This is a genomic window from Roseomonas sp. TAS13 (assembly GCF_001950415.1).
GTDB classification, from domain to species: domain Bacteria; phylum Pseudomonadota; class Alphaproteobacteria; order Acetobacterales; family Acetobacteraceae; genus Roseomonas; species Roseomonas mucosa.
Window position 1 is genome coordinate 18,477 of the sequence record NZ_BDLP01000006.1, and the last position, 18,519, is coordinate 36,995.

The window sequence follows — 18,519 nt, forward strand, 5'->3', positions numbered from 1 at the left end:
GACAGCCGCCGTGAGCACAACCGACGACCTGGCCGCGCTGGAGCGGCAGGTTTCCGGCAGTTCCTTCTATGCCGCCATGCGCCTGCTGCCGAAGCCGGAACGGGCGGGCATGTTCGCCATCTACGCCTTCTGCCGGCAGGTGGACGACATCGCCGATGACGGCACGCGCCCCCGCCCCTCCCGCGCTGCGGAACTGGAGGAGTGGCGGCGCGACCTCGCCGCCCTCTTCGCCGGCCGGCCGGCCGGGCGCGCGGCCTTCCTGCACGGGACGGTGCGCCGCTACGGGCTGCGGCTGGAGGATTTCCTGGCTGTCGTCGAAGGCATGGCGATGGATGTCGCGGGCGATATCCGCGCCCCGGACCGCGCCACCCTGAACCTCTACTGCGACCGCGTGGCCTGCGCGGTGGGGCGCCTGTCCTGCCGCGTCTTCGGCATGGAGGAAGCGCCCGGCCTCGCCCTGTCGCACAGCCTCGGCATGGCGCTGCAGCTGACCAACATCCTGCGCGACCTGGATGAGGACGCCGCGATCGGGCGGCTCTACCTGCCGCGCGAGGAGCTGGCCGCCGCCGGCATTCCGGCCAGCCTTATGGACGACCCGGCGGCGGTGATCGCCGACCCGCGTGTGGACATCGCCTGCCATGCCCTCGCCCACGAGGCCCAGGCCCATTTCGCCGGGGCGGAACGGGTCATGCGGGCCCGGCCCCGTGGCCGGCTGATGGCGCCGCGCCTGATGGGGGCGGTGTACCGCCGCATCCTGGACAGGATGCTGGCCCAGGGCTGGCGCGCGCCGCGCCGGAGGGTGCGGATCGGCAAGCCGCGCCTGCTCTGGATCGTGGCGCGGCACGGGCTGTTCGGATGAGCGGACCGGGCGTGACAGGTCGGGCGCGGGACCATCTAGGACGGGCCCATGTGGTGGGGGCCGGGATGGCCGGGCTCTCGGCGGCGGTGGCGCTGGCCGGGCGGGGCCTGCCGGTGGAGTTGTCGGAATCGGCCGCGCAGGCCGGGGGGCGTTGCCGCTCCTATCGCGACAGCCAGCTCGGCCTGGTGATCGACAACGGCAACCATCTCATCCTGTCCGGCAATGAATCCGTGACCCGCTATCTCGCCGCCATCGGGGCGGAGGACCGGCTGGCCGGGCCGGAAACGGCCGATTTCGCCTTCACCGACCTGCGCGACGGGGACTCCTGGCGGCTGCGGCCGAATGACGGTCCCCTGCCCTGGTGGATCCTCAGCCCCTCCCGCCGCGTGCCCGGCACCGGGGCGGCGGGCTACCTCGCCCTTGGCAAGCTGCTGCGCCCGCATCCCGGCAAGCGGATCGACGAGGTGCTGGACTGCTCCGGCCCGCTCTGGGAACGCCTGCTCCAGCCCTTCCTGGTCGCCGCCCTGAACACCCGCCCGCAGGAAGGCTCGGCCGACCTCGCCGGCGCCGTGGTGCGGGACAGCCTGGCCCGGGGCGGTGGCGCCTGCCGCCCGCGCATCGCCGAGCCGACCCTGGCCGCCGCCTTCGTGGACCCGGCCCTGGCGCATCTGGGCCGCCAGGGCACCGGGATCCGCCTGTCCCGCCGGCTGCGCGGGCTGGAATTCGAGGGCGAGCGCGTCTCCGCCCTGGCCTTCGCCGATGGCCTCGTGCCGGTCGGGCGGGACGAGGCCGTGGTGCTGGCCGTGCCGCCCTGGGTGGCCACGGAACTGGTGCCGGGGCTGGAGGCGCCGGACGATTTCCGCGCCATCCTGAACGCGCATTTCCGCCTCGCCCCGCCGGAAGGCGCGGAGCCGATGATCGGCGTGGTCGGCGGCACGGCAGAATGGATCTTCGCCTTCCACGACCGCTTCTCCGTCACCATCAGCAATGCCGATGCGCTGCTGGACGCCGATCCGGAGGCGCTGGCCCGGCGCATCTGGGGCGACATCGTGCGCGTGCATGGACTTACCGATGCCCTCCCCCCCTGGCGCATCGTGAAGGAGAAGCGCGCCACCTTCGCCGCCACGCCCGCGCAGGACGCAAGGCGGCCATCCACCCACACCCGCTGGACGAACCTGTTCCTGGCAGGCGATTGGACCGATACCGGACTTCCTTCCACCATCGAGGGCGCCTTGCGCTCCGGAGAGAGGGCTGCCGCTCTGGCCCTCTCCATCATGAACTGAGGCTGCTGCGAAATGTTCGACGCACCGGCTGGTGTACCGCAGGACAACACCGACGACATCGCTTCCCTGGCTTCGCACCCTGCGGCCCCGCATCCCGCGGCTGGGGAACCGGTCAGCGCGGCCACGCTCGATGCGATGGTCGGGCGTGCCGCGCAGGCACTCAAGGAGATGCAGCGCGAGGACGGGCACTGGGTCTTCGAGCTGGAGGCCGACGCCACCATCCCCGCCGAGTACGTCCTGCTGCGCCATCATCTGGCGGAGCCGGAGGACCTGGAGCTGGAGCGGCGCATCGGCAACTACCTGCGCCGCATCCAGGGCGATCATGGCGGCTGGCCGCTGTTTCATGGCGGCGCCTTCGACATCAGCGCGACGGTGAAGGCCTATTTCTGCCTGAAGATGATCGGCGACAGCCCCGACGCGCCGCACATGGCGCGGGCGCGCGAGGCTCTGCTGGCCCGTGGCGGCGCGGGCGCCGCCAATGTCTTCACCCGCATCCTGCTCGCCATGTACGGCGAGATCTCCTGGAGCCGCGTGCCCTCCATGCCGGTGGAGATGGTGCTGCTGCCGCGCTGGTTCCCGATCCACCTGAGCAAGATGGCCTACTGGGCGCGCACGGTGATCGTGCCGCTGCTGGTGCTGCAGGCGAAGAAGGCCCGCGCCCGCAACCCGCGCGGCATCCATATCCCCGAGCTCTTCCTGCCCCGCGACCGCATGCGGCTGCGGCGGGCGAAGACGCATCGGAAGCCGGGCTGGGCGCTGTTCTTCAACAGCCTCGACCTCGGCCTCAAGGCCGCCGAGCCGCTCTGGCCCAGGGGCTCGCGCCAGCGCGCCATCGACTGGTGCGTGAACTTCGTGCGCGAGCGGCTCAACGGCGAGGACGGGCTGGGCGCGATCTATCCGGCCATGGCCAACAGCGTGATGATGTACGACGTGCTCGGCTATCCGGAGGATCATCCGGACCGCGCCATCGCCCGTGCCTCGGTCGAGAAGCTGCTGATCGTCGGCGAGGACGAGGCCTATTGCCAGCCCTGCGTCTCCCCGGTCTGGGACACCGCGCTGACCTGCCACGCGCTGATGGAGGCGGGCGAGCTGGAGCATGCCGAGGCGGTGGAGAAGGGCCTGGCCTGGCTGAAGCCGCTGCAGGAGCTGGAGGTGCGCGGCGACTGGGCCGAGATCCGCCCCGACGTGCGCCCCGGCGGCTGGGCCTTCCAGTACCGCAACGCGCACTACCCCGATCTCGACGATACGGCCGTGGTGGTGATGGCGATGGACCGCGCCCGCCGCAGGCTGGACCCGGGCGAGGATTTCGACGAAGCCATCGCGCGCGGCGCGGAATGGACCATCGGGCTGCAAAGCCGCAACGGCGGCTGGGGCGCTTTCGACGCCGACAACAGCTACCATTACCTGAACAACGTCCCCTTCGCCGATCACGGCGCGCTGCTCGACCCGCCGACCGTGGATGTCAGCGCGCGCTGCGTGGCGATGCTGGCACAGCTCGGCGAGACCGAGGCGAACCCACGGATGCGAGCCGCGCTGGACTATATCGTGCGCGAGCAGGAGGCCGACGGAAGCTGGTTCGGCCGCTGGGGCGTCAACTACATCTACGGCACCTGGTCGGCTCTGTGCGGGCTGAACGCGGCGGGCTGGACATCGGAGCATCCGACCGTGTGGCGCGGTGCGCAATGGCTGCTGCGCATCCAGAACGAGGATGGCGGCTGGGGCGAGGACTGCGAAAGCTACAAGCTCGACTACCGCGGCTATGAGAAGGCGCCGTCCAACCCTTGCCAGACCGCCTGGGCGCTGCTCGGGCTGATGGCGGCGGGCCATGTGGACGATCCCGCCGTGGCGCGCGGCGTCGCCTACCTCAAGTCGCAGCAGGACGAGACGGGGCTGTGGAACCAGGAGGCCTATACGGGCGGCGGCTTCCCGCGCGTCTTCTACCTCCGCTACCACGGCTATGCGCGCTTCTTTCCGCTCTGGGCCGTGGCGCGCTACCGCAACCTGCGCAAGGGCAACGCGACCCAGCCTTCCTGGGGCCTCTGAGCCACCCGTGACCTCGATCCCCCCGATACTCCTCGCCGCGACGGGCTTGCGGCGGGAAGCCCGGATCGTGTCCGGTCCCGGTATCCTCGCCATCTCCGGCGGCGGCGACGCCACGCGGCTGGAGGCGGAGCTGGAGCGGCTGGCACCCCAGGTGCGCGGCATCCTGAGCACCGGCCTGGCCGGCGCCCTCGCCCCGGGGCTGGAACCGGGCGACTGGGTGGTGGCCGGCGCGGTGCTCGACGGCCACAGCCGCATCCCCACCCATCCGGAATGGACGGAATGGCTGCTGCACTACCTGCCTGGCGCCATGCCAGGGCTGGTGGCGGGGTCGGAGGAGATGGTCACCGGCGCGCGCTGGAAGGCCCAATTGCGCAAGGCCTCTGGCGCCGTGGCGGTGGACATGGAATCGCATATCGCGGGGCGTGTGGCACAGCGGCATGGGCTGCCTTTCGCCGTGGCTCGCGCGATCTCGGATTCCGCGAAGCGCAACCTGCCCCCGGCCGCGATGCTGGGCATGCGGCCGGACGGGCGCATGGCGCCGCTCGCCGTGCTGGGTTCGGTGCTGCGCGACCCGCTTCAGATCCCGGCGCTGCTGCGCACCGGGATCGAGGCGGAGAAGGCGTTCCGCGCTCTACTCCGCGGCAATCGTCGCCTGGGCGCCGGGCTTGGTGCTCCCGCCGTGCTTGGCGCTCTTCGTACGGCGGATCTCCACTAGCTTCTTCTCCACATGGCCGGAGAAGACGAACTGCGCCGGACGCTGGTTCTCGATCGAGATATCGGGCGCCATCGGCCCGTCCGTCCGCACGCCGCGCAGGAAGACCATCGCCGCCTTCACCGGGTTCTGCACCGTGTGCTTCACCGCCGAGGCCTCGAAGCCTGAATGGACCATGCAGTCGGCGCACTTCTCGTAGTTGCCGACGCCGTACTTGTCCCACTCCGTGTCGTCCATCAGCTCCCGGAAGGTCTTCGCATAGCCTTCGCCGAGCAGGTAGCAGGGCTTCTGCCAGCCGAAGACCGTGCGCGTCGGGTTGCCCCAGGGCGTGCAGGCATAGGCCTCGTTGCCGGCCAGGAAGTTCAGGAACATGGTGGACTGGCTGAAGGGCCACTTCTTGCCGCCCTTGCCCCGCGCCAGGATGCCGCGGAATAGCTCCTTGGTCTTGGTGCGGTTCAGGAAGTGCTGCTGGTCCGGCGCGCGCTCATAGGCATAGCCCGGGGAGACGGTGATGCCGTCCAGCCCGATCGCCTTCATGTCGTCGAAGAAGTCGGCGGTCTGCTGCGGGTCGGCGTCGTTGAACAGCGTGCAGTTGATGCTGACGCGGAAGCCCTTGCTCTTCGCGAGCCTGATGGCCGCGACAGCCTTGTCATAGACGCCCGCCTGGCAGACCGACTTGTCGTGCATCGCCTCGTTGCCATCCAGGTGGATGGACCAGGTGAAGGCGGGATGCGGCTTGTAGTCGTCGATCTTCTTTTCCAGCAGAAGTGCGTTCGTGCAGAGGATCACGAACTTCTTCCTCGCCAGATAGCCCTCGACGATCTTCGGCATCTCCTTGTGCAGCAGCGGCTCGCCGCCCGCGATCGAGACGACGGGGGCGCCGCATTCGTCGATCGCCTCCATGCACTCGTCGTAGGAGAGACGCTGGTTCAGGATCTCCGACGGATAGTCGATCTTGCCGCAGCCCGCGCAGGCGAGGTTGCAACGGAACAGGGGCTCCAGCATGAGCACGAGCGGATAGCGCTTCCGCCCCGAAAGGTGCTGCCTGAAAATATAGGACCCGATCCGGGCCGCCTGCAGCATGGGAATGCCCAAAGCCGCGCTCCTTGCTGTCTCTCACGGCCGCCGCGTCGGGCGGCCAGGTTCCATCTCAACATGCCGCCGGGCACCCGGCCCGGACGGATCTCCCGGCAGACCAAGCCGTTCGGGCGATCCATCCTGGGCCATCCTCCTCCGGAACGGCTTCCGGCACGATCCGGCGGGCAGCTCCGGGCCCGGTCGCCCGGACCCGTTCACGGCCAGGATTCGCGTGCTTCCTCCGTCTCCTAGCACGCATGGCCGGACCGCACGCCCGCACAGGCCGCACATCGGCCCTGCCCTCCGCACCAAGGCCGAGTTCCGGGGTTCCAGACCGTACCGGTCGGGTTCATCCTTCCTGATTGGAGCCGCAAGTGCAGGGCAACAAGCCGGTGAGCCCCTTCTTCCGTCAGGATTGTGGCTGATCCGCCACAGCCCGGACCACCCCGCCGCCACAGACGACCGGAAACCGGACAGGGGCACGGAGGCCCGCCCACGCAGCTTTGTACCGGGCCACCGCGCGCCGCCCACCGGCCAGGCTTGCCAAGCGGCGGCGCGCCGGGGAAACACAGGCATGCCCATTTCCCGCCGGCAGGGGCTCCTCGCGGCCGTCCTGCTTCCCGCCCTCGCCCCGGTTGCCATGCCCCGGCCCGCCATGGCCCAGGCCGCCGATCCCGCCGCGGCGCAGATCGAGCGGCTGCATGCCACGTTGCTCGACGTGATGAAGCGGGCGCAGGCGCTGGGCATCCAGGGCCGCTACCAGCAGCTCGCCCCGGTGGTGCAGGCGGTCTTCGACATTCCGGCCATGTCCCGCTTCGCCGTGGGGTCCCGCTGGACCTCCTTCACCCCGCAGGAACAGCAGGCGGTCATCCAGGCCTTCACCCGGATGACCGTCGCCAGCTACGCCAGCAACTTCGATGGCTACAGCGGCCAGGGCTTCGAGACCCAGCGGGTCGAGGACCGGGGCGACGAGAAGATCGTGGTGAGCCGGCTGCTGAACCCCTCGGGGAAGCCGGTGGACCTCACCTACCGCATGCACCAGGCGGACGGGGCCTGGCGCATCACCGACGTGCTGCACGATTCGATCAGCGAGCTGAGCATCCGCCGTTCGGAATTCGCCGCCCCCGTCCGCCAGGGCGCGGCGACCCTGGTGCAAAGGCTGAACGAGCTCAGCGACCGGCTGATGAAGCCAGCTTGAGGCGCCGCACCTGAGGCACGGGGCGCCGGGCGGCGGTCAGCGCTTCCCGGCCGCCGGCCTCGCCAGCAGTACCGGCTGCAGCAGCAGGATCACCAGCAGCACGCAGGCGAGCGAGATCATCAGCAGCCGCCCCATGCTGGCCGTGCCCGGATGGGTGGAGAGCCAGAGGCTGCCGAAGCCCGTCGCCGTGGTCAGGGCGCTGAAGACGATGGCGCGGGTCAGGCTGCTGGACAGCAGCGCCGTCTCCCCATGTCGCCAGGCCATCACGTAGTAGATGTTGAAGGCCACGCCGATGCCGAAGAGCAGCGGCAGGGCGATGATGTTGGCGAAGTTCAGCGCCTCCCCCAGCACCACGCAGGCGCCCAGGGTCAGCAGGCCGCTGGCGATCACCGGCAGGATGGTCAGCAGCACGTCCCGCAGCCGCCGCAGCACCAGGGCCAGCAGCAGGGTGATGACGATGGCCGAAAGCACCCCGGCCTGGAGGAAGGCGCGGACGATGCTGTCCCCGGCCTCCTGCAGCGAGATCGGCGCGCCGGTGGCCTGGGGCGCCACCGCCTGCACCGCGGCGGCGAAGCGGCGCAGCGCCTCGTTGCTGCTGGTGCCACCCTGGGGAAAGACCTGCACCCGCGCCCGCCCGTCCGCCGCGACCCAGTCGGCCCGCAGCTCCGGCGGCAGGGTTTCCGCCGTCACCGGCCCGGCCGAGAGCATGTCGCGGATCTGGGCCAGCAGGACGCGCAGAGGGGTGATTACCGCCTCCGAGGCCCGCGCCCGCACCTCCGGTGCAGCGGCGGCCAGGCGCTCCAGCGCCGAAGCGAGGCCCCGTGCCGCCTCCGCCCCCGAATCATGCGCCTCCCCCGCCGCGCGGCGCAGCCCGGCCGCCGTCGCGCGGAAGCTCTCCACCACCTCGGCATCGCTGGGTGGCGGGCGGCCCGTCACCGGGTCCAGGGTCAGGGAAAGAAGGTCGGCCGCGTCGTGGATGGCGGCCAGCTTCTCCTCCTGCTGGCCGGGCACGAAGCTGTCCAGGGTGACGACCTGGGCCACCTCGGGCAGCGGCGCGATGCGCTTCGCCAGCGCGTCGGCATCGGCCAGAGAGGGCATCAGCACGTCGACCGTATAGGGAGAGCGGTCGGGGTCCTTCATCAGGTCCTCGATCGTCGAGACGGACTCCACCTTCTCGCTGCGCAGGTGCAGCGGGTTGAAGTCGAAGTCCAGCCGCGGCATCAGCGCCACCGATCCCAGGACCAGCAGCACCGCGGCGCCGATCACCCCCCGGTGGTGGCGGTGCAGCCAGGTCTCGACCGGGACCAGGGCGGCAAAGCCGACCTCCCGCGCCTCGCCCGCCGGGCGCAGCAGGGCCAGGAGGGCCGGCAGCAGGGTGATGCTGAGCACGAAGGCCACCACCATCCCCACCCCGGCGATGGCCCCGAGCTCGGAAACGCCGATATAGCTGGTGGGCAGGAAGGCGAAGAAGCCCGCCGCGATGGCCGCCGCCGCCAGGGCCAGAGAGCCGCCTACGCCATTCCCGGCCGCCACCAGCGCATCGCCCAGCGCCGGGTGGCGCAGGCGCTCCGCCCGGGCGCGGACCGACACCTGGATGCCGAAATCCACCCCCAGCCCCACGAAGAGCGGGATGAAGGCGACCGAGATCAGGTTGAAGCGCCCGATCACCAGCAGCCCCGCCCCGGCCGTCAGCACCAGGCCCAGGATGGTGCTGAACAGGATGGCCAGGGTGAAGCGCCAGGACCGCACGGCGAGCCAGACCATGGCGACGAGGCAGACGACCATGGCGATGCCCATCAGCGAGGCGCCTTCCGCCAGGGTGGCGAATTCCTCGTCCGAGAGCGGCACGCTGCCGGTCAGGCGCACGCTCACGCCATGGGCCGCGTCCAGCCCCAGCCCGCGCGCCGCCTCGCGGATCGCGGCGCTGGCCCGGGCGCCGGGCTCCAGCGAGCCGTAGTCGAGCTTCGCCTGGACCAGGATGAACTTGCGCGTTTCCCGCACCCCGGCCGGCCGGTCGGAGAAGAGGTTGCGCCAGGAGAAGAAGCCTGGCCCGCCCTCCGCCACGGCACCGAAGCTGGTGGCCAGGGCCACCAGCGGCCGGCGGATGTCTTCCAGCTTCGCCTGCCCGCGCTCCACCCCCAGCAGCACCGTGTCCAGTGCCCCCATCACCCCGCGCAGGCTGGGATCGGCGGCCAGTGGCCCCAGGAAAGGCTGGGCCTGGATCAGCTGGTCGGTATTGGCCTGCACCTCGGGCAGCGGCAGCAGCATCAGCCCATAGCGGGCGAAGAAGGGGCCGCCATCGGGGCGGCGGACGCTGCGGAACAGGTCCTCGCGGCCCTTCAGCCGGTCATAGAGCCGCGCCGCCCCCAGTTCCGCCAGTTCCGGCGTGGCCCCGTCCAGCACCACCACCGTCATGTCCTGGTTCTGCGGAAAGGCGGCGTTGAGCGCGATCTCCCGCTGGCGGTAGGGTAGTTCGGGCGAGATCAGCTCCGCCGTGTCCGTGGTCATGGCGAAGTGCCGGGCGCTGTACACCCCGGCGGCCGCCGTCAGCAGCAGGGCCAGCAGCAGGACCCACCAGGCATGGCGGCAGCAGGCGCCGACGATCCGCCCGGTGAGCGAGTCCGGCGCGGCGGCGGGCGGGTTGTGGGGCGGCTGGGCCATGCAGTCCGGCATCCTCTGGCATGGCCCGCGAGAGCCGGTGGCGGCCGTCCGATCCTGGCGCGGCGGGTGGGGCAGCGCCCGGGGATGGCGGCGTCGTGACATTGCATCCCGGCCGGGCGGTGGCTAAGCAAGAAAGCCGGTCGGGGGTTGCCCGGCGCTATCATCGGTGTTGCCCATGTCGTCAAGACCCGTGCCGCCCGGAGCGTTCGACGGCAATGCCGAGCATCCGGCCGAATGGGACGTCCCGCTCAACAGCATGATCGTGGCCGCGGCCGACCGGACGGCCCGGTACTGGACCTTCGGCAAGCCCGGCCGCATCCGCATCGGCAGCCACGACCACATGATCATGTTCGCGCGGATGCTGCTGGAGACGCACAACCCCTACAAGCCGCGCGTGCTGGACTGGCCGAAGCTGGACCCGGAGGCGCATGCCCGCCTCACCGGCCTGCCGATCTGGGACATCGCCGTGCAGACGGAGGGACGCGCCTCGCTGCGCGTGCTCGACTACGCCGCCACCATCGAGGACCCGCTGCTCAAGGACGCGATGGTCATGGATGGCAACGAGGAGGCGCGCCACAAGGTGGTGCTGTCCAACCTCGTCGAGGCCTATGGTGTGGTGCTGGAGCCGGAGCCGGAATACACCGGCTTCAAGGACACCGAATGGGGCTGGATGCGCACGGGCTACAGCGAGTGCATCGATAGCTTCTTCGCCTTCGGCCTGTTCGAGGCCGCGCGCCGCTCCGGCTTCTTCCCGCCCGACCTGGTGGAGACCTTCGAGCCGGTGATCCAGGAGGAGAGCCGGCACATCCTCTTCTTCGCCAATTGGGCGGCCTGGAAGCGCAGGCAGCAGCCCTGGTGGCGCAAGCCGTATTTCCTGGCCAAGACCGCCGCCGTCTGGGCGGTGCTGGTCTGGGACCGGCTGGTGATGGCCCGCGACATGAGCGGCGCCTCCAAGGACACGAACTTCACCGCCAATTCCCAGTCCATCGGCGTCAGCATGAGCGCGGCGGAGCTGATCGACATCTGCCTCGCCGAGAACGACCGGCGGCTGGGCGGCTACGATCCCCGCCTGCTGCGGCCAACGACGGTTCCCTTCGTCATCCGGATCGCGCGCCGCTTCATGCGCGGCCCGAAGCAAAAGGAAGCGGCTCAGGCCGCCTGAGACCCTCCCCGTGAGCCACGACACCATCATCCACCGCATCGTCCGGCCGGCAGTACGGCGAGTCGCGCTGACCGGCGTGACCCCCAACCAGATCACCACGCTGCGCCTGCTGGGCGGCATCGCCGCCGCCCTGGCCTTCGCCGGCCCCGCGCCCTGGCCCGCCATCGGCGGCGGGATCTTCCTGTTCTCCATGCTGCTCGACCGGGCGGATGGCGAGTTGGCGCGGCAGACCCGGCAGTTCAGCGCGGGCGGCCACCGCTATGACCTGATCAGCGACTGCTTGTCGGGCATCATCGCCTTCATCGGCATCGGCGTGGGGCTGATGCCCATCCTGGATCTCACCGGGCCACTGCTGGGCGTGGTGGCCGGCCTCGGCATCGGGGCGCTGTTCTGGCAGCTCAACGTGCTGAAGCTGGGCGAGCTGCGCGGCTATCAGATCGCCCCGGGCCTGACCGTCGATCCCGACGATGCCATGGTCTTCGTGCCCGTGCTGGTCTGGCTCGGCCTGTCCGAACCGATGCTCTGGGCCGCCGCGGTCATCACGCCGCTGGCCGCGCTCTGGCTGGGCCTGACGGGGCGGCGACGGGACCGGATCGCCTCCTGACCTCCGCGCCCGGGCGGTCTCCGCACCCGTTTTCCGGCTAGGCAGAGGCCCGGACCTCCTCCACGGCGGCGAGGAGCCGCTCGAAATCCCCCTGCCCCAGCGCGCCGATTCAGCCGATGCGGAAGCTCTCCGCCTGGGTCAGCTTGCCCGGGTAGATCAGGAATCCCCGTTCCGCCAGCGCGTCGTAGAAGCGCCGGAAACCGAAGCCCTCCGGCGAGCGGAAGGTGGCGATGATGGGCGCCTGCACCGCCTCGTCGAGGTAGAGGTCGAAGCCCATGCGGCGCATCCCGGCCAGCAGCACCCGCAGGTTGTTCGCGTAGCGAGCCCGGCGCGCCTCGGGGCCACCCTCGGCCTCCAGCAGCCGCAGCGCCTCGACCAGCGCCGCCACCACCTGCACCGGCGGGGTGAAACGCCACTGGCCATTGCTCTCGAAGCCGCGCCACTGCGCCTCAAGGTCCAGGCTGACCGAGGGGCTGTTGCCCTTACGCGCCGCCAGCATTTCCTCACGCACCAGGGCGAAGCCGATCCCCGGCACGCCCTCCAGGCATTTGTTCGAGGAAGCCAGCACCGCCGCTACAGGCTGGGTGACGAGGTCGACCGGCAGGGCGCCGAAGCTGCTCATCGCGTCCAGCAGCAGGTGCCGCCCTGCCCCCGCTACGGCGGCGGCGATCTCCGGCAGGGGGTTCAGGATGCCGGTGGTGGTCTCGCAATGGACCAGGGCGACATGGGTGACGGCGGGATCGCCCCGCAGCGCCTCGGCGACGCGGGCGGGCTCCACCACCCGGTCCTCCGGCCAGCTCAGCGCCTCCACCTGCCGCCCCATGCGACGGGCGATGGTCACCATGCGTTCGCCATAGGCGCCGTTGCAGAGGACCAGCAGCTTGTCCCCCGGCGCGATCAGCGTGGCGATCGCAGCCTCGACGATGAAGGTGCCGGAGCCCTGAAGGGGCACCGCGGCATGGCTCCCCTGCCCCTTCGCGACATCCAGCAGCCGCTGCCGCAGCTCCGCCGTCAGGGCGATGAAGCCCGGATCGCGCGAGCCCCAGTCGCGCAGCATGGCCTGCCGCGTCCTGAGCTGCGTGGTCAGGGGCCCCGGAGTCAGGAGGATCGGTTCCGGTGCCATGTCAGTGCTTCCCCATTCCCGGTTTCGCCATGCCCACCAGAGCGGGTTTGCCGAGGTGCGGCCCGGAGGCGTCCAGGCGCCAGGCGACCAGCCCCGGCAGGCCCAGGGCGATGTCGCGCAAGCGGCGGACCAGCGCCAGGGCAAGCGCCTGATCGGCCGGGATGCCGAAGAGGCCGCAAAGCAGGACATAGCCGCCCTCCTGCACCCCCAGCGCGCCGGGGATGAAGAAGCCGGCGCTGCGGACCGCCTGGGCCAGGCTCTCGATCACCATGGCCTCGGCAAAGCTGGCCTCGATGCCCAGCAGCCACATGGCCGCCCAGGTCTCCACCACGCCGATCAGCCAGGAGGCCAGATGCCCCGCACCGCTGCGCCAGAGATGGGAGGGCTGGCGGTAGAGGCGCAGCACCGCCTCGTTCAGCCCGGTCATGTCGCCGAGCGAGGCCCAGCCGGCCCGGGCGGCGAAGCGCGGCAGCAGCTTCTCCACCAGCCGGAACAGGCCGAAACGCTGCGCCAGCATGAAGGCGACAGTCAGGCCGCCGCCCAGCAGCGTGGCCGCGATCAACCAATGCGTTACCGTATCGCCGCCCTCATGCGGGATCAGCAGCAGCACGGCCACGCCCATCAGCGAGAAGACGATCTGCGAGGCCATCTCCGTGGCAAGGTCCACGGCGATGCTGGCCACCACCCGGATGCGCCCGACGCCCCGGCGGAGCAGGAGCTGCGCCCGCGCCAGCTCGCCCGCCACCTGCACGAAGGGCAGCATGGCATTGGCGGATTCCCGCACCCAGCGCAGCTTGGTGAGGGTGAGCAGCCCCGGCCTGCGCGAGTCCTCGATCAGCGGCTGCCAGCCCAGGGCGGAGCAGAAGATCTGCGGCACGTGCAGCGCCGCCACCAGCAGCAGGCCCCAGCCCGTCTGGAGCAGCAGCGCCAGGATCTGGGCCGGGTCGCTGGTGAGGATCAGGGTCAGGAAGGCGGCGAGGCCGATGACGAGGCTGAGGGCGGTGGACCAGATCACGCGGCAGGCGCCCCCGCGGGCGGGCGGGCGAGGAAGGCGCGGAAGCGCCGCGCCACCTCCGGCGGCCTGACCGTGGGCCGGCCCAGCTTCTCCATGGAGCCGGGCGCGATCCTGGCATGGATCAGCGCCGGGCCGCGCGTGGCCAGGGCCTCGCGGAAGGCGGCCTCGAACCCGTTCAGCGAGGCACAGACGGCGGCGCTGCGATAGCCGCAGGCCAGCGCGACGCCGGCGAAGTCCACCGAGGCGGAGACCGTCGCCTGCCCGCCGGTCGAGTCGTGAACGCCGTTGTCGAGGATGACGTGGATCAGCCGCTCCGGCGCGTGGGCGCCGATCGTGGCGAGGCTGCCGAGCTTCATCAGCGCCGCGCCGTCGCCATCCAGCACCACCACGGGGCGCGGGCTGTTCAGGGCGATGCCCAGCCCCATGCCGCTGGCCCCGCCCATGGAGCCGACCTGATAGAGGTGCTGTTCCCGGTCCGCGAGGGTGAAGAGCTCTCGTCCACATTTGCCGGTGGTGGCGACCACCGCCGCCTCCTCCGGCACGATGGCGAGGAAGCGCTCCAGCACGGCGGCGCGCGCGGGGCGCCCGCCCTCACCCGGATGGTCGGTGCGCCGGCCCGGCGGCGGCAGGGGCCGGGGCGCCTGGTCCAGCGGGCTGTCGGTGACATCGCCCTTGCGCATGACGAAGGCATAGGGGAGCCCGGTCGCCTCCATTCGCGCGGCCGCCTGCGCCAGGGCCGGCGCCAGGGCGACGGGCCCGCCCGGGAAAGGCGCCTGTTCCAGCCGCATCAGGGCGATCAGGTCCTGGGTGATCTGGCCCATCAGCTCGTGCTGCGGCTCGTCCGGGATGCCCGGTTCCCCACGCCAGGTAGTGACGAAGAGGGTCGGGATGCGGAAGGGATGGTTCAGCGAGGTCAGCGGGTTCACCGCGTTCCCCAGACCCGAGTTCTGGCACATCACCACCGTCCGCCGTCCCGCCAGCCAGGCACCGGCGGCGATGGCCACGGCCTCCCCCTCGCTGGCCGCGCCAACATAGGCGAGGCCCGGCGCGGACAGCACGCCGTTGATCAGCGGGGTCAGGAAGGAACAGGGCACGCCCGTATAGAAGTCGAAGCCGGCTTTGCCGGCTTCGTGGAGGAACTCCGATGCTGTGATCATGGTCTCAGGTGAAGTTTCGGGCCTCGGCGAGGTCGGTCAGCGTGTCCACGTCGAGCCAGTGGCCGGTGAAGTACTTCACCCGCACCGGATGCTTCGCGGCGAGGCGCGTCAGCAACAGCGGCATGTCACCGCCCTCCAATAGACCCTCGGCCGCCATGGCGTCGAGTTCCTCCCGCAGCCATTGGGCGCCACGGGCGCTGAAGCGGGCGAGGCCGATCCATTCGCCACAGCTTTCCTCGGAAGCCGAGCCGCCATGCGTCATGGAGACGAGATGCGCCGGCGCGTCGTCGAGATAGTCGCCGGAGAAACGCTTGTCGGCCACCACGCCGTCGCGCTTGTTCGGGCGGGTGCCGTCCTGCGTCTTGTCCAGCGCATCCACCGCCACGACGATGTCGGCGGAGGAGGAGAGCAGGCTGTCCAGGATGTAGCGGCGGAACAGCACGTCGCCATAGGCGATCACCGTCTCGCCCTGGAGCGCCTCGCGCGCCTGGGCCAGCGACCAGGTTTCTCCCGTTTCGGCGTAGCGATCGTTGTCGATCATCTGCACGCCGGACATCACGACCGCTTCCTTGCGGTATCCACGCACCACCGATACGTCGCGGACGCCGCTCTCGCGCAGCGTGCCGACCAGGCGTTGCAACAGCGACTGGCCGCGCACATCGACCATGCATTTCGGCTGGTCCGCGGTGAGGCCACCGAGTTCGCCGCCCGAGGCGGCCAGCACCACCGCGCCCGCCGCGGCCCGGGACGGGAGGTAGCGCTTCTCGGCCTCCTCCAGCTCGGCATTGCCGGCGAGGCGGAAGATGTCCTTCACCGAGGCAACGCTGCCCTCGACGCGCATCAGCGACTCATCCTCGTGGATGCGTGCCGCCGTCTCGCGCATCGCCGTGATCGAGGCGCGCAGCAGGTGGTTGGCCCAGATGATGGTGGAGATGCCAGCCTGGCGGAACAGGTCCGTCGGCGTCGCATAGTACATGGTCGGCACGATCACGAGCGGGCAGCGGTTGCTCCAGCGTTCCGCGAAGGTGAAGATCTCGTCGGCCTTCGCCTTCTTGGAATGGATCAGGATCGCATCGGCCCCGGCCGCGTGATAGCGCTCGGCCCGGTGCAGCGCCTCCTCCATGCTATGGCCGGAGATCAGCGCTTCGACACGCGCGACGAGGACGAAGTCGTCATCCGTCTGGCTGTCCTTGCCCGCCTTGATGCGGCCGCAGAACTCGTCGATGTCGGCGAGCGGCTGCGCCTCCCCGATGAACGAGTTGGTCTTCGGGAAGAGCTTGTCCTCGATGCACACGCCGGCAATGCCGCGCTCGCAGAGCTTGCGCACGAAGCGGCGGACATTGTTGAAGTTGCCATGGCCCGTGTCGCCGTCCACCAGGATCGGCAGCGTCGTCGCATCAGCCATGTATTCCAGCACGTCGAGCACCTGGGTCCAGGACGCCTCGTTGCTGTCGCGCAGGCCGAGTGCGGCGGAGGTCGTGAGTCCGGAGGCCCAGACGCCGCGGAAGCCGGCCTCCTCGACGATCTTCGCGGAGAGGCCGTCATGGGCCTCCATCAGGAAGGAAAGGGTCGGCGAGGTGATTTCCCGGCGCAGGGCCGCAAAGCGGCTCTCCTTTCGCCGCGACAGGTCCGGGCGCGGCGAGGCGAGCTGATCCAGATCACTTCTCAAAGGTTGGTTCCCCAATAACCGGGACAGGTGCGCCAAGACACCGTTGGCCGGTCTTGTCTACATCGAACTGTCATCCTTATCGTTCAATGGGCCGGAAGCCAGAAACGGAAACCTTGATTTGTCGTCATATCTTGCTGCGCCGCAATGTTCTGCTGTCGCGATCATCCTGGCCGCGGGTGTCGGGCGCCGCCTGGGCGGTGCCGATGACAGGCCCAAGGTCCTGCTGGAATTCGGCGGCCTGACCCTGCTCGCGCGGCATCTGGCGGCGCTGGAGGCGCATGGCATCCAACGGGTGGCGATCACCATCGGCTATCAAGCAGATCTGATCCGGGAAGAGGTCGCACGCCTCGGCTGGCAGGACCGGGTGCGCTTTGTCGAGAACCGGGATTTCCGTCAGGGCAGCCTCGTGTCGCTGTCCGTGCAGGCCGAAACGCTGCGTGAGGGTGTTCCAGTGCTGCTGATGGATGGCGATGTCCTCTACGATCCCGCCATGCTTGGCCGTCTGCTGCGTGCCCCGGGCGAGAACCTGCTGCTGGTGGACCGGGAGATCGAGCCGGGGGACGAGCCGGTGAAAATCTGTTTCCGCGATGGGCTGATCGTGGATTTCCGCAAAAAGCCGGAACGCGTGCATGACTGGCATGGCGAGTCCGTGGGCTTTTTCCGCTTCTCTCCGGAGATGGCGGGGCTTCTGGCGGCGCGTTGCGAGGACTATCTTCAGCGCGGGGAAAGGCAGGTCGAGTACGAGGAGGCGATCCGTGACCTGATCCTGGCCGGACCGGCGCGTTTCCAGGCCGTGGAGATCAGTGACTTGTCCTGGACCGAGATCGACTTTCCCGAAGACGTTGTCCGCGCGGAGAACGTGATCCTCCCACATCTTCAGGTTGCGAGCCCAGCATGAACGAGACTTTGAGGCTTTCCGTTCCGGCGGAGGCAGGTCCCCTCTCCACGGATGACGTGGCGCATTATGCGCGGACCGGTTGGGTCGCGGCACGCGGCTTCTACAGTCCGGAGGAAGCGCAGGCGATCTCGCGCTGGACGAACGAACTGGTTGCCGCTCCCGAAGTTCCGGGGCGCCACATGGTCTATCGCGAGGACAGCCTGTTGCGCAGTGGCGAGCGCGTGATTCAGCGCATCGAGAACTTCTGCCCCTTCCACCAGGGGTTCAAGGATCTCGTCCGCGATAGCCGTCTGGAAGCGGCCGTGGCGCAGTTGATGGGCGGGCCGGTGACGCTCTTCAAGGACAAGATTAACTTCAAGATGCCGGGCGGCGCGGGGTTCGAACCGCATCAGGACCAGCAGGCGGGCTGGTCGGTCTATGCGCCGATCTTCGTTACCGCGCTGGTCTGCATCGATCGCGCCACAGAGGAGAACGGCTGTCTGCAGATGACCGATGCACCGCGCCTGGCCGGATTGATCGGTGAGGAATGGAAGCCATTGAGCACCGAACAAATGGCGCAGTTCAAGCTGATTTCGGTACCGACAGAGCCAGGCGATGTGTTGTTCTTCGACAGCTATGCTCCCCATGCCTCGGAACCGAACATGACGGCTGCGGCGCGGCGGATCCTGTACCTGACCTACAACCTGCTTTCGGACGGCGACTATTGCGGCAGGTACTTCGCGGACAAGCGGGCGAGCTTTCCGCCGGATGTCGAACGCAAGCCGGGTAAGAACTACAAGTTCCGGGTGTGAGAGGACGGTTCGTGATCCTGGAGCGTCTCTTCAGGATCATGAAGGCAAAGCTGGAACACGGCATACTTCTTTTGTCCACCCTGCTGGGTGCGCGTGCGGGGGTATGTTGCGTGCTTGTGTGTGGGGGGGGGTGGTGGTGTTTGGATGCGGGGACAGGATTTGAACCTGTGACCTTCAGGTTATGAGCCTGACGAGCTACCGGGCTGCTCCACCCCGCGCTGGGTGATGGTGTAATGGTGACGTGGGCGGCGATCGGGTCGGGGGGTG

15 protein-coding genes and 1 tRNA gene are annotated in these 18,519 nt (G+C 69.7%); 9 read left to right on the forward strand and 7 right to left on the reverse strand.

Translation table 11 applies throughout. The features are described from left to right. Positions 1–10 precede the first annotated feature (10 nt). The 4 genes from hpnD to ROTAS13_RS01265 all read left to right on the forward strand — a co-directional run bounded on the left by hpnD (position 11) and on the right by ROTAS13_RS01265 (position 4,900). Positions 11–859: a presqualene diphosphate synthase HpnD gene (hpnD, locus tag ROTAS13_RS01250; RefSeq protein WP_075821328.1), complete on the forward strand. Its 849-nt coding sequence runs from the start codon at positions 11–13 to the stop codon at positions 857–859. After that, the gene (gene hpnE, locus ROTAS13_RS01255) at positions 856–2,142 is read left to right on the forward strand and encodes a hydroxysqualene dehydroxylase HpnE (RefSeq protein WP_075821329.1); all 1,287 of its coding nucleotides are present in this window, start codon (positions 856–858) and stop codon (positions 2,140–2,142) included. The genes hpnD and hpnE overlap by 4 nt, the downstream gene beginning before the upstream one ends. Positions 2,143–2,154: 12 nt before the next feature. Then, complete coding sequence (shc, locus tag ROTAS13_RS01260; protein WP_216348565.1) at positions 2,155–4,185, forward strand: squalene--hopene cyclase; 2,031 nt, start codon at positions 2,155–2,157, stop codon at positions 4,183–4,185. Between the two features lie 67 nt (positions 4,186–4,252). Beyond that, the gene (locus ROTAS13_RS01265; protein ID WP_058389531.1) at positions 4,253–4,900 is read left to right on the forward strand and encodes a hopanoid-associated phosphorylase; all 648 of its coding nucleotides are present in this window, start codon (positions 4,253–4,255) and stop codon (positions 4,898–4,900) included. On the opposite strand, the gene hpnH is transcribed toward ROTAS13_RS01265, so the two are convergent. Further along, positions 4,817–5,992, reverse strand: coding sequence for an adenosyl-hopene transferase HpnH (hpnH, locus tag ROTAS13_RS01270; protein WP_058389530.1), 1,176 nt, complete (start codon positions 5,990–5,992; stop codon positions 4,817–4,819). The two genes, ROTAS13_RS01265 and hpnH, sit on opposite strands and share 84 nt — an antisense overlap. Before the next feature lie 556 nt (positions 5,993–6,548). Between hpnH and ROTAS13_RS26935 the strand changes: the two genes are divergently transcribed. After that, entirely contained in the window at positions 6,549–7,172 is a 624-nt protein-coding gene (locus tag ROTAS13_RS26935; protein WP_075821330.1) for an ABC transporter substrate-binding protein, read from the forward strand. Positions 7,173–7,208: 36 nt separating this feature from the next. Here ROTAS13_RS26935 and ROTAS13_RS01280 read toward each other — a convergent pair whose 3' ends face one another. Continuing rightward, the gene (locus tag ROTAS13_RS01280) at positions 7,209–9,833 is read right to left on the reverse strand and encodes an MMPL family transporter (protein ID WP_075821331.1); all 2,625 of its coding nucleotides are present in this window, start codon (positions 9,831–9,833) and stop codon (positions 7,209–7,211) included. Positions 9,834–10,008: 175 nt separating this feature from the next. Between ROTAS13_RS01280 and ROTAS13_RS01285 the strand changes: the two genes are divergently transcribed. After that, a complete protein-coding gene (locus ROTAS13_RS01285; protein ID WP_226946079.1) occupies positions 10,009–10,995 on the forward strand; it encodes a ferritin-like domain-containing protein in 987 nt (328 codons plus the stop codon). A 10-nt stretch (positions 10,996–11,005) separates the two neighbouring features. After that, complete coding sequence (locus ROTAS13_RS01290; RefSeq protein ID WP_075821332.1) at positions 11,006–11,599, forward strand: CDP-alcohol phosphatidyltransferase family protein; 594 nt, start codon at positions 11,006–11,008, stop codon at positions 11,597–11,599. A 109-nt stretch (positions 11,600–11,708) separates the two neighbouring features. Here the strand turns inward: ROTAS13_RS01290 and ROTAS13_RS01295 are convergent, their stop codons facing one another. Genes ROTAS13_RS01295 through aepX form a run of 4 tightly spaced genes read right to left on the reverse strand, consistent with a single transcriptional unit; the run spans position 11,709 to position 16,563 of the window. Beyond that, positions 11,709–12,722: a 2-aminoethylphosphonate--pyruvate transaminase gene (locus ROTAS13_RS01295; RefSeq protein ID WP_216348566.1), complete on the reverse strand. Its 1,014-nt coding sequence runs from the start codon at positions 12,720–12,722 to the stop codon at positions 11,709–11,711. Position 12,723: 1 nt separating this feature from the next. Continuing rightward, positions 12,724–13,737: a lysylphosphatidylglycerol synthase domain-containing protein gene (locus ROTAS13_RS01300; protein ID WP_075821333.1), complete on the reverse strand. Its 1,014-nt coding sequence runs from the start codon at positions 13,735–13,737 to the stop codon at positions 12,724–12,726. After that, entirely contained in the window at positions 13,734–14,894 is a 1,161-nt protein-coding gene (gene aepY, locus ROTAS13_RS01305; protein ID WP_075821334.1) for a phosphonopyruvate decarboxylase, read from the reverse strand. The genes ROTAS13_RS01300 and aepY overlap by 4 nt, the downstream gene beginning before the upstream one ends. Before the next feature lie 4 nt (positions 14,895–14,898). Continuing rightward, positions 14,899–16,563: a phosphoenolpyruvate mutase gene (aepX, locus tag ROTAS13_RS01310; RefSeq protein ID WP_083755352.1), complete on the reverse strand. Its 1,665-nt coding sequence runs from the start codon at positions 16,561–16,563 to the stop codon at positions 14,899–14,901. Positions 16,564–16,606: 43 nt separating this feature from the next. On the opposite strand from aepX, the gene ROTAS13_RS01315 reads away from it, so the two are divergent. Then, positions 16,607–17,461 (forward strand): NTP transferase domain-containing protein, encoded by an 855-nt coding sequence (locus tag ROTAS13_RS01315; protein ID WP_226946078.1) that lies wholly within the window; start codon positions 16,607–16,609, stop codon positions 17,459–17,461. Next, a complete protein-coding gene (locus ROTAS13_RS01320; RefSeq protein ID WP_075821336.1) occupies positions 17,458–18,252 on the forward strand; it encodes a phytanoyl-CoA dioxygenase family protein in 795 nt (264 codons plus the stop codon). Before ROTAS13_RS01315 ends, ROTAS13_RS01320 begins: the two co-directional genes overlap by 4 nt. 141 nt (positions 18,253–18,393) lie before the next feature. Here ROTAS13_RS01320 and ROTAS13_RS01325 read toward each other — a convergent pair. After that, positions 18,394–18,470: transfer RNA gene (locus ROTAS13_RS01325), tRNA-Met, on the reverse strand. Between the last annotated feature and the right edge of the window lie 49 nt (positions 18,471–18,519).

Coding starts and splice junctions, on each gene's coding strand:
- hpnE (WP_075821329.1), top strand. CDS start 856: ATGAGCGGACCGGGCGTGACAGGTCGGGCGCGGGACCATCTAGGACGG.
- shc (WP_216348565.1), top strand. CDS start 2,155: ATGTTCGACGCACCGGCTGGTGTACCGCAGGACAACACCGACGACATC.
- ROTAS13_RS26935 (WP_075821330.1), top strand. CDS start 6,549: ATGCCCATTTCCCGCCGGCAGGGGCTCCTCGCGGCCGTCCTGCTTCCC.
- ROTAS13_RS01280 (WP_075821331.1), bottom strand. CDS start 9,833: ATGGCCCAGCCGCCCCACAACCCGCCCGCCGCCGCGCCGGACTCGCTC.
- ROTAS13_RS01285 (WP_226946079.1), top strand. CDS start 10,009: ATGTCGTCAAGACCCGTGCCGCCCGGAGCGTTCGACGGCAATGCCGAG.
- ROTAS13_RS01295 (WP_216348566.1), bottom strand. CDS start 12,722: ATGGCACCGGAACCGATCCTCCTGACTCCGGGGCCCCTGACCACGCAG.
- aepY (WP_075821334.1), bottom strand. CDS start 14,894: ATGATCACAGCATCGGAGTTCCTCCACGAAGCCGGCAAAGCCGGCTTC.
- ROTAS13_RS01320 (WP_075821336.1), top strand. CDS start 17,458: ATGAACGAGACTTTGAGGCTTTCCGTTCCGGCGGAGGCAGGTCCCCTC.